Genomic DNA, 12775 nt, shown 5'->3' with positions numbered 1-12775 from the left:
ATATTTACCCTTATGTATAAGAGAGTAAATAGATATTTTTGTAAACCTGAGGTGAAAATTATGAGTAATTTAAACGAAGTACAAGCAGTTGCTTGGAAAGGATTTAAAGATGGTGATTGGCAAAATAATGTTAATGTCCGCGATTTTATTCAAAAGAACTACACGCCATATGAAGGTGATGAGTCTTTCTTAGCTGGTGCAACAGATGCTACAACTAAGTTATGGGATAAAGTAATGGAAGGCATTAAAATTGAAAATGCTACCCATGCCCCCGTGGATTTTGATACCAGTGTTATTTCGACAATTACTGCTCATGATGCAGGTTATATTGAAAAAGATTTAGAAAAAATTGTTGGCTTACAAACTGAAAAACCATTAAAACGTGCTATTATCCCGTTTGGTGGTATCAAAATGATCGAGAATTCTTGTAAGGCTTATAATAGAACGCTTGATCCTTTAGTCAAAAAAATCTTCACAGAGTATCGTAAAACTCATAACCAAGGTGTTTTCGATATCTATACTCCAGATATTCTTCGTTGTCGTAAATCAGGTGTCATTACAGGTCTTCCTGATGCTTATGGTCGTGGTCGTATCATTGGTGATTACCGTCGTATTGCACTTTATGGTATTGATTACTTAATGCAAGACAAATTTGCACAATTTAATTCATTACAAGCAGATTTTGAAAATGGTGTTGATTTAGCAATGACTATGCAACGTCGTGAAGAAATCGCAGAACAACATCGTGCACTTGGTCAAATCAAAGAAATGGCTGCTAAATATGGCTTTGATATTTCCGGACCGGCGAAAACTGCTCAAGAGGCAGTACAATGGACATACTTTGGTTATTTAGCTGCGGTTAAATCACAAAATGGGGCTGCGATGTCATTAGGTCGTACATCGACTTTCTTTGATATTTACTTCCAACGTGATCTTGAAGCAGGATTAATTACTGAAAAAGATGCACAAGAAATTGTTGACCATTTCGTTATGAAATTACGTATGGTTCGTTTTTTACGCACTCCTGAATATGATGAATTATTCTCTGGCGATCCAATTTGGGCGACTGAATCTATCGCAGGTATGGGGGTTGATGGTCGTACTTTAGTTACTAAGACTTCTTTCCGCTTCTTAAATACTTTATATACAATGGGGCCATCACCAGAACCTAATATGACTATCCTTTGGTCTGAAAAATTACCAAGTGGATTTAAAGAGTTCGCATCTAAAGTATCAATTGATACTTCATCATTACAATATGAAAATGATGATTTAATGCGTCCTGACTTTAATAATGATGACTATGCTATTGCATGTTGTGTAAGCCCAATGATTGTAGGTAAACAAATGCAATTCTTTGGTGCGCGTGCAAATCTTGCTAAAACTCTTCTATACGCAATCAATGGCGGGGTGGATGAAAAGTTAAAAATGCAAGTTGGTCCTAAAGAAGCTCCAATCACTGATGAATATTTAGATTTTGATACAGTGTTTGCTCGTTTAGATCACTTTATGGATTGGTTAGCAAAACAATATGTAACAGCTTTAAATGCTATTCACTACATGCATGACAAATATAGTTATGAAGCATCATTAATGGCGTTACATGATCGTGATGTTATTCGTACTATGGCATGTGGTATTGCTGGTCTTTCTGTTGCTGCTGACTCGCTGTCTGCAATTAAATATGCAAAAGTGAAAACGGTTCGTGATGAAGATGGTTTAGCGACTGATTTTGAAATTGAAGGCGAATATCCACAATTCGGTAACAATGATCCTCGAGTCGATGATATTGCAGTTGACCTAGTTGAACGTTTCATGAAGAAAATTCAAAAACTTAAAACTTATCGTAACGCAATTCCTACTCAATCAGTATTAACCATTACATCAAACGTTGTATATGGTAAGAAAACAGGAAATACTCCAGACGGACGACGTGCTGGTGCACCATTTGGACCAGGTGCTAACCCAATGCATGGGCGTGACCAAAAAGGTGCAGTGGCTTCATTAACCTCTGTTGCTAAACTACCATTTGCTTACGCTAAAGATGGTATTTCTTATACTTTCTCAATCGTTCCAAATGCATTAGGTAAAGATGATAGTGCTCGTAAACGTAACTTAGCCGGTTTAATGGATGGTTACTTCCATCACGAAGCAACAGTTGAAGGTGGCCAACATCTAAATGTTAACGTATTAAATCGTGATACATTGTTAGATGCGATGGAACATCCTGAAAAATATCCACAATTAACTATTCGTGTTTCTGGATATGCAGTACGTTTCAACTCATTAACTAAAGAACAACAAAATGACGTAATTAGTCGTACATTTACGCAATCAATGTAATTTAGTTAATGGATTACTTTACCGAAAATAGCGTCCTTTAGGGCGCTATTTTTTTATCAAGCCTCAACAATATTGGTATTAATTTTAATTAAAAAATATCAATACGATTGGTGTAAGCTTGGTGGTACGGGTACGGCGTTAAAATTATTAAAAAGCGATATGAGCAATGATTAGAGATTATCTATGGAACAACAAAATATTATTATGACAACAAAGACACCTATTAAAGGTCGAATCCATTCTTTTGAATCTTTTGGTACTGTTGATGGTCCTGGGATTCGTTTTATTGTTTTTTTTCAAGGTTGCTTAATGCGTTGTTTATATTGTCATAACCGTGACACTTGGGATGTAAAAGCAGGTCGAGAAGTCACTGTTGATGAGCTTATGAAAGAGATTGTTTCTTACAAAAGTTTTATTATGCCAAATGGTGGTGGTGTTACGGCTTCTGGCGGTGAGGCAACTTTACAAGCTGAATTTGTTACTGAATGGTTTAGAGCTTGTCACCAAGAGGGTATTAGTACTTGTTTAGATACTAATGGTTATGCAAGACAGCTCGATCATGTTGTTGATGAACTTTTAGAAGTGACGGATTTAGTCATGCTTGACTTAAAACAAGTCAATGATGAAATACATCAAAAATTAGTCGGCGTTCCTAATAAGCGGGTTCTTGAGTTTGCCAAATATTTACAAAAAATCAATAAACGAACTTGGATACGTTATGTGGTTGTTCCTGGATGGACCGATGATGATGATTCAGCACATTTGCTTGGTCAATTTATTCAAGGGATGGACAATATTGAGCGTGTAGAATTGCTTGCTTACCATAAAATGGGGGCATATAAATGGGATACGCTTGGTGATAAATATAAGTTGGAAGGGGTTGAATCGCCACCAAGAGAAACGCTTGATAGGATCAAAAGCATCATAGAAAGTTATGGTCATTATGTCACTTTTAGTAAATAATAGATAAACGGTTAGCAAAAGGCACAATGGATAGTGCCTTCTTTGCATCCATTAAATTCTTTTGCGTGTTATTGCTCGCATAACAAAAATCCCACCTTCCAAAGCTAGAATACAAACTGATAGCCAAATAAATCCATATGACACAATGTGCCTTAATGAGACTGTTTCATGTAAAAATACTATTGAAATAAGTGTTAGTAGTACGGGTTCCACGTATCCCATTAAGCCAAATAATCCCATGGGCAATAAACGACTAGCAACGAAATACATTGCAAAAGCAACCGCAGTGATGATACCTAACATAGGGATATAAATATGGAAATGAGAAAGATCACTGATTATTTTGTCTAAACGATAGTTTAGAGCACAATATATAATGCACCCTAAGAAGATAAACAAAAAGTCAGAAAACGTGCCAGAAATGCCATCTATTTGCAATTTGCGCCTTACTATAAAGTATATAGGGTACCCCAAGGCGATAACAACTGTTTCCCATGAAAATGCACCTGTAATGTAGATTTCAATAGCAACGCCTAATACAGCAAGTCCAACCGAAATTTTTTGTAAAAAACTAAGATTTTCTTTATAAACGATCTGTCCAGAAATCACCATTGCTAATGGTAATAAAAAATAACCCAGTGAGGCGGATAATCCATGTCCATTAAGTGGCGCCCAGATAAAAATCATCATCTGTATTGTGAGCAAAAACGAAGAAAATAATAACCCCAATAAAAGAAGAGGTTGTTCTTTTATTCGCCTAAATAGTGCAGTTATAGCTGACCATTGTTTTCCTGCAATGATCAATACAACTATTGCAGGAAATGATGTTAATAATCGCCAACAAAAAATATCAACAACAGATAAGGGATGTAATAAAACTGGATAGTAATAAAGTAGCCCAAATAAACATGATGCCAGTATTGAAAGCACGACTCCTTTTATCATTTCTCCACCTACCTTAATAAAAAAATAGCGCTAATTATTAGCGCTATTGTCTATGTTATATATAAATATCTTATCCGATAAACTCAACGCCATTCATATAAGGAACTAAAACAGATGGAATTTTAATTGTGCCATCTGCTTGTTGATAATTTTCCATAATGGCAACCAGCGTTCGACCTACTGCTAATCCAGAACCATTTAGTGTATGCACTAAATATGTTTTATTGTCAGCTTTATTACGATAACGAGCTTGCATACGTCGAGCTTGGAAATCCCACATATTTGAACAAGAAGAGATTTCACGATAGGTATTTTGAGCAGGTACCCATACTTCCAGATCATAGGTTTTACATGAGCCAAAGCCCATATCACCAGTACACAGTACAATTTTCCGATATGGCAGTTCAAGTAATTGTAATACTTTTTCTGCGTGAGCAGTTAGCTCCTCTAGCGCTTTCATAGATTCTTCAGGTTTAACAATTTGAACCAATTCTACTTTATCAAATTGATGCATACGAATTAAGCCACGAGTGTCTTTACCATAAGATCCCGCCTCTGAACGGAAGCAAGGAGTATGCGCTGTCATTTTTAATGGTAATACACTTTCATCAAGAATTTCATCGCGTACAAGGTTAGTGACTGGCACTTCAGCGGTTGGAATTAATGCATAATTACTGCTCTCTGTCTCTTCGTCAAGCGGTTTAGTATGAAATAAGTCCCCAGCGAACTTAGGTAATTGTCCTGTGCCAAAAAGCGTTGCTTGATTTACAAGATACGGTACATAAATTTCGGCATAGCCGTGTTGTTCGGTGTGTAAATCTAACATAAATTGGGTGATAGCACGATGTAAGCGCGCTATTTGCGATTTCATAACCACAAAACGAGCACCTGTTAGTTTTACACCAGCTGCAAAATCAAGCCCACCAAAACGTTCACCTAATGCAACGTGATCTTGAACTGGAAAATCAAATGTCCTTGGTGTACCAAAACGTGATATTTCGATATTATCGCTTTCATCTTTACCATCAGGTACAGAATCATCAGGGATATTTGGGATAGTAGAGGCAATATCTTTAATTTGATTGAGTAATGTTTCAAGCTCTGTTTTTGCACTATTAAGTTTTTCACCTAGCTTGTTGACTTCTTCACGAACAGCTGTGATGTCTTCACCACGAGCCTTTGCTTGACCAATCGCTTTTGAGCGAGCATTACGCTCAGCTTGTAAGTTCTCAGTTTCAACTTGTAATACTTTGCGTTTTTCTTCTAAATGACGAATAGTATCAATATCTAATTTAAATCCACGACGTGCTAATTTCTTAGCGACAAGATCCAATTCATTTCGGAGTAAATTTGGGTCTAACATACATAATGTCCATTATTAATTAGGGAATATCTTTCTACTTTGTTGTTATTCTAATATAGATAACAGAACATATAAATCAAAAAGTAGATTGATTTATTGATATTAAAATTTGTGAGCTTAGTATACTAGAATTATATCGGGATTCAACCTAAATGGCGCACCCGAAGGGATTCGAACCCCTGACCGCTCGGTTCGAAGCCGAGTGCTCTATCCAGCTGAGCTACGGATGCGTGTAAGTTCGTTAAAAAAGTGGTGCATCCGAAGGGATTCGAACCCCTGACCGCCCGGTTCGTAGCCGGGTACTCTATCCAGCTGAGCTACGGATGCGTTTTGAATTTATTAAAATGGTGCATCCGAAGGGATTCGAACCCCTGACCGCCCGGTTCGTAGCCGGGTACTCTATCCAGCTGAGCTACGGATGCATATTTTAATTTATTAAAATGGCGGTGAGAGAGGGATTCGAACCCTCGATGCAGCTTTTGACCGCATACTCCCTTAGCAGGGGAGCGCCTTCAGCCTCTCGGCCATCTCACCAAAACATTATGACTCTGCTTTAACAACAAAATCATAATGTGTGGCGCACATATTACGTTTTACAAAAAATAAGTCAAACATTTTTTTGTTTACGCGTGCTGGTTGTTTATTTCCTGCCCAATATTACTCTCTTGTCTCCGATAATTCATCGTTTGTAACCTGTGGTTGATGAATTTTGTTATATATCTCTTCCCTATGAATAGAAACTTCTTTAGGTGCATTAATACCAACTCTGACTTGATTTCCTTTTACGCCCAAGATGGTAATAACTACATCGTCACCAATTATTAGTGTTTCACCTACTCTCCTAGTTAAAATTAACATTAGATCTCCTAATATCAGTTAAGTATATATCCAAACAATTTTAAGATATAGCTTCGTCAGCCCCCCATCAATAAGACAGAAAGACGGAATTTTACAGATATACTCTAATATTTAATTAACAAACATTTGAGTATATCTGGCTAACTTGCTTGTAATTTATTACTGATTTCCTTTTTCACAGAAGACAACGCTTCTGGTAATGCTGAAAGATCCATTCCACCTGCTTGGGCGAAATCAGGTCGCCCACCACCTTTACCACCTACTTTTAATGCTAATTGAGAAACTAGTTCTCCAGCTTTAACTATATTGACTAAATCGTTAGTGACACCTGCAGCTATATTAATTTTGCCCTCATTGATAGCAGCTAAAATAATTACGCCTGTTTTTAATTGATTTTTAAGATCATCAATCATAGTCCGTAATAATTTTGCTTCAACGTTATCAAGTTTAGCAATTAACAGATTTTTATTATTTATTTTTTCACATTGGTTAAGCAATTGTACACTTTCTTGGCTAGCTTTCTGTGCTTTTAATTGCTCAATTGTTTTTTCAAGCAGTTTAGTTTGATCGAGTAATTGATCAATGCGTGCTAAAACTGTAGATTTGTCACTTTTAACTAATTGTCCAATTTGAGTTAATAAGTTGGATTCATTATGTATCATATCCATTGCATTTTGCCCTGACGTTGCCTCGATACGACGTACACCAGACGCAATGCTTGATTCTGATATTATTTTAAATAAACCAATATCTCCAGTTCTATCTACGTGAGTACCACCACAAAGTTCAATTGAAAAATCGCCCATAGTTAAAACTCTAACGATATCTTCATATTTTTCGCCGAATAAAGCCATTGCGCCTTTATCTTTCGCCTTATCAATTGGCATTAGCTCAATCTCTACTAATAAATTGCGACGAATCTGTTGATTAACTAAGTTCTCTATTTCAATAATTTGTTCTGACGTAATGGCTTGATTATGTGAAAAGTCAAAACGTAGATAGCTATCGTTAACTAAAGACCCTTTTTGATGAACATGGTTACCTAAAACACGTTGCAAGGCAGCTTGTAATAAATGTGTAGCAGAATGATTACGACGAATACGTTCGCGTAATTCTACATCAATAGCTGCAGTGATATTATTACCAACTTTTAAAAAACCTTTTACAATTTTTCCTAAATGGCCAATACTTTTACCATATTTTTGACTATCAAAAACCCTAAATTCAAGATTAGCTGCTGTTAATAAGCCTTTATCACCAATTTGACCACCAGATTCTCCATAAAATGGCGTTTTGTCTAAAACGACGATAGCTTCATCGCCAGCACTAATACTTTCAACTTTTTGACCATTTTTAAATATAGCAATAACTTTTCCGGATGATTCTGTTGCTTGATAGCCTAAAAACTCAGTTATATCATCAAGTTTAATAACATTGCTATAATCGACATTAAATGAGCTTGATTCGCGGGCTCGTTTCCTTTGCTCTTCCATACATTGATTAAAGCCAGATTCATCAATACTAATATTTTTTTCTCGGCATACATCAGCTGTTAGATCTAACGGGAAGCCATAAGTATCATAAAGTTTAAACGCAACATCTCCAGGTAAAACTTCACCAGTTATTTTAGCTAACTCTTGATCAAGCAAAGATAACCCTCGCTCTAGCGTTTTTAAAAACTGTTCTTCCTCAATTTTGAGTGCGTTTTCAACTAATTCTCGATTATTTTCTAATTCGACTGCTGCACTTCCCATGACGTCAATTAATGGTTTAACCAGCTTATAGAAGAAGATATCTTTTGCTCCTAGCATATGCCCATGGCGCACTGCACGCCGAATAATACGGCGTAATACATATCCTCGACCTTCGTTCGAAGGTAAAACACCATCCGAAATTAGAAAAGCACAAGAACGGATATGGTCAGCAATAACTCTGAGTGATTTACTTTCTAAATCTTTAGTTTGAATAATATTAGCTGCATCTTGAATTAATTTCTTAAATACATCTATTTCATAATTAGAATTTACATGTTGCAAAACTGCAGCAATACGTTCTAGTCCCATACCTGTATCGACTGATGGTTTTGGTAATGGTTCCATTGTGCCATCAGGATGGCGATTAAATTGCATGAAAACAATATTCCAAATTTCGATAAATCTGTCACCATCTTCTTCAGCACTGCCAGGAGGTCCCCCAAAAATATGATCACCATGATCATAGAAAATTTCGGTACATGGACCACAAGGACCAGTATCACCCATCTGCCAGAAATTATCTGAGGCATATGGAGCACCTTTATTATCACCAATACGAATGATGCGTTCTTTTGGTATACCTATTTCTTTTTCCCAAATTGCATACGCTTCGTCATCTGTCTCATAAACGGTAACCGTTAACTTATTTTTAGGTAGATTAAACCATTCTTCACTGGTTAATAATTCCCATGCAAAATGTATTGCATCATGCTTAAAATAGTCACCGAAACTAAAATTCCCTAACATTTCAAAAAAAGTATGATGTCGAGCAGTATAGCCAACATTATCTAAATCATTATGTTTACCACCAGCACGGACGCAACGTTGCGATGTTGTTGCTCTAGTATAAGAACGCTTATCAACACCTAGAAATACATCTTTAAATTGATTCATTCCGGCATTAGTAAATAACAGTGTTGGGTCATTGTGTGGAACAAGGGAACTACTTGCGACAACTTGATGTCCTTTGCCACGGAAAAAGTCAAGAAAACTTTGACGAATTTCTGCAGTACTTTTCATTTATGCTTCCATATAAAACGATAGATTTTTAAACATAGTAATATACCCGTTACAACTAAAGTTGAAAAGTAAATATTCTTAAATCGGGTTGAAGCTAGTTAATATTACAAGTAAATAAGGAAAAAATAAAAAAGAATTAGTGAGCTTTTTGTAATCAATTTTATTAAATTACATATATTGTATTCTAGATATTATAATTACTTAAGTCAATAAATTGGACACAGTTTTAATATCATCTTGTGTATAGCCTCTCGCAATCAAAAAATTAATAACTTTTTGTTTTTTATGATTGTTTTTAAAGTCAATTAGTTTTAGCTTTTTTATTAATTGTTTATATGCAAGATTTGCCCAGTTAATATTAGACATCTGTAATAATTGTCGACTCAAATCAACTGATAACCCTCGTTGTTTAAGCTCCATTGCAATTCTATACTTTCCATAACCTTTATTTGCACGCATAACAATATAATTTTTAATATATTGTTCATCATTAATCCAATTTTGATTAATACAATATTCAATTACATCTAGTATTTCAGTTTTCAGTGTAGCTAATTGATCGTGATATTTTTCATCTGTACTTTGTAGCTTTTTGGCAAAAAAAAATGTTATTTTTTGTCCCAGTTCATATGAAGAGTGATCTCGCTGTGCAAGTAATTGCACAGCTTTATTTAGAATTGATTTATTGAGGTTTGTATTCTTATTCAAAGTTTTCATCCTCTGATGAAATATTTCCTTCATCAGTCGTAAAAACTGCAGGACTATTTAATAATAGATCACGTAGTTTAGTTTCAAGTTCTTTAGCGATTTCAGGATGCTCTTGTAAAAACTTAATTGAGTTAGCTTTGCCTTGGCCAACTTTTTCGCCATTGTAGCTATACCATGCTCCAGCTTTATCGACCAACTTATGCTTAACTCCTAAGTCAATCAATTCTCCTTCTTTAGAAATGCCACAGCCATAAAGAATTTGGAATTCTGCTTGTCTAAAAGGTGCGGCAACTTTATTTTTTACGACTTTTACACGCGTATCACTACCAATAACATCTTCACCTTCTTTTACCGCACCTGTTCGACGAATATCTAAACGTACTGATGCATAGAATTTAAGAGCATTACCGCCAGTTGTGGTTTCTGGATTACCAAACATAACACCAATTTTCATACGAATCTGGTTAATAAAAACAACTAAACAATTTGCATTTTTGATATTCGCAGTTAATTTACGTAATGCTTGTGACATTAAACGGGCTTGCAATCCCATATGAGAATCGCCCATTTCACCTTCGATCTCTGCTTTTGGCGTTAATGCAGCCACTGAATCGACAATAATAACATCAACCGCACCAGAACGAACTAATGCATCACAAATTTCGAGTGCTTGTTCTCCTGTATCTGGCTGAGACACTAATAAGTCGTCTACTTGCACTCCTAATTTTGCGGCATAAATTGGGTCGAGTGCATGTTCGGCATCAATAAATGCACAAGTTTTACCTTCTTTTTGAGCTTGTGCTATGACAGATAAAGTGAGTGTTGTTTTACCTGATGATTCGGGGCCAAAAATTTCAACGATTCGGCCCATTGGTAATCCACCGATACCTAATGCAATATCTAATCCTAAAGAACCAGTAGATACCGCATCTACATCTAAAGTTTGGGTATCGCCTAAACGCATAATCGAACCTTTGCCAAATTGTTTTTCGATTTGACTTAATGCAGCGGAAAGTGCGCGTTGTTTGTTTTCGTTCATATTATAAAACTCCAGTGAGTTAAGATATGGATATATTACACTGTATTATTATACAGTATCAAGTTTTTTTTATACAGAGCAATCATTTAGTTAATTACGGGAATTACTTCACAAATTTTTATGAATAATGGTTGAGTTTAATAATGGAAACTAACAGATGGTGATGAAATATTGATATTCAAGATTACATTTATTGGATTATTCTATTAATTTTATGATTATAATACTCGATTAAATTAAACTAATAATGATTCTTTAAATAAGAAAAGTAATGTGTTTTATAGAGATTGTTATTTACACAATATAATAATCAAATTCTACTAATTTAATGCAATGCAGTAATATTTTCATAAAAATACCTTTTTAATTATTGGCTTTAAATAACTTTTTAATCACACTTTATTTATTAAAGTAATTATTTATCAAGTGATTGTTTAAAATAATTCATCAGTTTTTATACTTAACGCTATACTAATCTGTAATATTTTTACAGGTTAAAATATATATCAAATAAGGAAAATAATGGCCATTGATAGACAACATTATGTTTTATGCTCACACTGTGATTTGGTCATAGAATTAGCTGATATAGTTATAGGGCATAAAGCTGTTTGCTCACGTTGTAATACAACGTTAGCTAAAAACAATAATAATATGAAGTTTAGAGCTACTATCTATGCAGTTTGTTCATTAATTATGATTATCGTAGCCTGTGGCTTTATCTTTATTGATATTCGTATTGTGGGTAATTTTATCGGTATTAGCGTATTAGATATTCCTAAAACCCTTTTTTTTGATAAATATAGCTATATTTCAGCACTTTTTATCTTATTTGTTTTGTTTTTTCCGATAGTTAATTTAGTAATTATCGTCTTTCTCTGCTCCAAGCTACGGTTAACAAAGTATCGGAAACGAGATCTACTTATTGTTTATGAAAAGTTTCAGCATTGGTGTATGCCTGAAATATTTCTTACTGGTATTTTAGTTAGTTTTGTTAAATTAATGAGTTATGGCAGTATTGGTGTGACTGGCACATTTTGGGCGTTCTGTCTATTTGTCTTTTTTTATATAAAGTCTTTAGTTATTTTTTCGCCAGAAGCAATTTGGAATGAAATTCATCGGAATAACTTTGCTACAGATACATTAAAAGTTGGTAAAACAGGCATTTGTCAAAATTTAAAACTATGCAAATGCTGTCAGGCTATATTGCCTGTGCAATATATAAAATGTCCAAGATGTAAGCAAAAAAGCAAAATTAGAGATCGTGATAAAATACAATGGACCCTAGCTTTGTTGGTTACTTCATTGATTTTATACATTCCCGCTAATTTATTTGGAATTATGATAACTGTTGTTTTAGGGGCATCATCTACTTCAAATATTATGGATGGTGTTATTTATATGTGGCAAGCAGGCGATGTGCCTGTTGCTCTTGTCATTTTTATTGCTAGTGTCATTATACCAATCTTAAAAATCATTTCATTAAGCTGGCTTTGCTATTTTGCACTAGCAGTAAAACGAAAAAATAAACGTAATTGCTTAAAAATGAAAAAATTGTACACTGCAGTTGAGTTTATTGGTAAATGGTCAATGATAGATATATTTGTGGTCTCTGTTGTTTGTTCTTTAGTGAGAAATCAACAAATGATGGGGGTTTATCCAGATATTGGTGTTACATTTTTTGCAACTGTCGTTATTATCACAATGATTGCATCACAAAAATTTGATCCTCGTTTAATTTGGGATCGTCCGCAAAATAGACAATAGATTAATAGGAACAAT

At 34.8% G+C, this 12775-nt stretch carries 9 protein-coding genes and 4 tRNA genes; 3 read left to right on the top strand and 10 right to left on the bottom strand.

Translation table 11 applies throughout. The features are described 5' to 3' along the window. Positions 1–60 precede the first annotated feature (60 nt). Together pflB and pflA are read left to right on the top strand one after the other, a co-directional pair. Positions 61–2343: a formate C-acetyltransferase gene (gene pflB, locus A9G22_RS10835; RefSeq protein ID WP_065586955.1), complete on the top strand. Its 2283-nt coding sequence runs from the start codon at positions 61–63 to the stop codon at positions 2341–2343. Between the two features lie 183 nt (positions 2344–2526). Next, on the top strand, positions 2527–3306 hold the full coding sequence (gene pflA / locus A9G22_RS10830) for a pyruvate formate lyase 1-activating protein (RefSeq protein WP_218058807.1): 780 nt from the start codon (positions 2527–2529) through the stop codon (positions 3304–3306). A gap of 51 nt (positions 3307–3357) precedes the next feature. Here pflA and rarD read toward each other — a convergent pair whose 3' ends face one another. The 10 genes from rarD to recA all read right to left on the bottom strand — a co-directional run bounded on the left by rarD (position 3358) and on the right by recA (position 10993). Then, on the bottom strand, positions 3358–4251 hold the full coding sequence (gene rarD / locus A9G22_RS10825) for an EamA family transporter RarD (protein WP_075508892.1): 894 nt from the start codon (positions 4249–4251) through the stop codon (positions 3358–3360). A 70-nt stretch (positions 4252–4321) separates the two neighbouring features. Further along, positions 4322–5614, bottom strand: coding sequence for a serine--tRNA ligase (serS, locus tag A9G22_RS10820; RefSeq protein WP_065586953.1), 1293 nt, complete (start codon positions 5612–5614; stop codon positions 4322–4324). A gap of 153 nt (positions 5615–5767) precedes the next feature. Next, positions 5768–5844, bottom strand: a tRNA-Arg gene (locus tag A9G22_RS10815). Between the two features lie 20 nt (positions 5845–5864). After that, positions 5865–5941 (bottom strand) — tRNA-Arg (locus A9G22_RS10810). A gap of 18 nt (positions 5942–5959) precedes the next feature. After that, positions 5960–6036 (bottom strand) — tRNA-Arg (locus A9G22_RS10805). 19 nt (positions 6037–6055) lie between these two features. Continuing rightward, positions 6056–6148, bottom strand: a tRNA-Ser gene (locus A9G22_RS10800). Between the two features lie 123 nt (positions 6149–6271). Continuing rightward, complete coding sequence (gene csrA / locus A9G22_RS10795) at positions 6272–6472, bottom strand: carbon storage regulator CsrA (RefSeq protein WP_065586952.1); 201 nt, start codon at positions 6470–6472, stop codon at positions 6272–6274. Between the two features lie 140 nt (positions 6473–6612). Beyond that, a complete protein-coding gene (alaS, locus tag A9G22_RS10790) occupies positions 6613–9246 on the bottom strand; it encodes an alanine--tRNA ligase (protein WP_065586951.1) in 2634 nt (877 codons plus the stop codon). Between the two features lie 201 nt (positions 9247–9447). Further along, complete coding sequence (locus A9G22_RS10785; protein WP_176700269.1) at positions 9448–9954, bottom strand: regulatory protein RecX; 507 nt, start codon at positions 9952–9954, stop codon at positions 9448–9450. After that, on the bottom strand, positions 9947–10993 hold the full coding sequence (gene recA / locus A9G22_RS10780; RefSeq protein ID WP_065586949.1) for a recombinase RecA: 1047 nt from the start codon (positions 10991–10993) through the stop codon (positions 9947–9949). The genes A9G22_RS10785 and recA overlap by 8 nt, the downstream gene beginning before the upstream one ends. Positions 10994–11515: 522 nt before the next feature. On the opposite strand from recA, the gene A9G22_RS10775 reads away from it, so the two are divergent. Next, complete coding sequence (locus tag A9G22_RS10775; protein ID WP_065586948.1) at positions 11516–12760, top strand: PqiA/YebS family transporter subunit; 1245 nt, start codon at positions 11516–11518, stop codon at positions 12758–12760. Positions 12761–12775: the final 15 nt, after the last annotated feature.

The sequence above is a fragment of the Gilliamella sp. App2-1 genome (genome assembly GCF_001690255.1).
Taxonomy (GTDB): domain Bacteria; phylum Pseudomonadota; class Gammaproteobacteria; order Enterobacterales; family Orbaceae; genus Gilliamella; species Gilliamella apicola_G.
The sequence above is the reverse complement of the archived record's forward strand: the minus strand, read 5'-3'. Positions and strand labels throughout refer to the sequence as shown.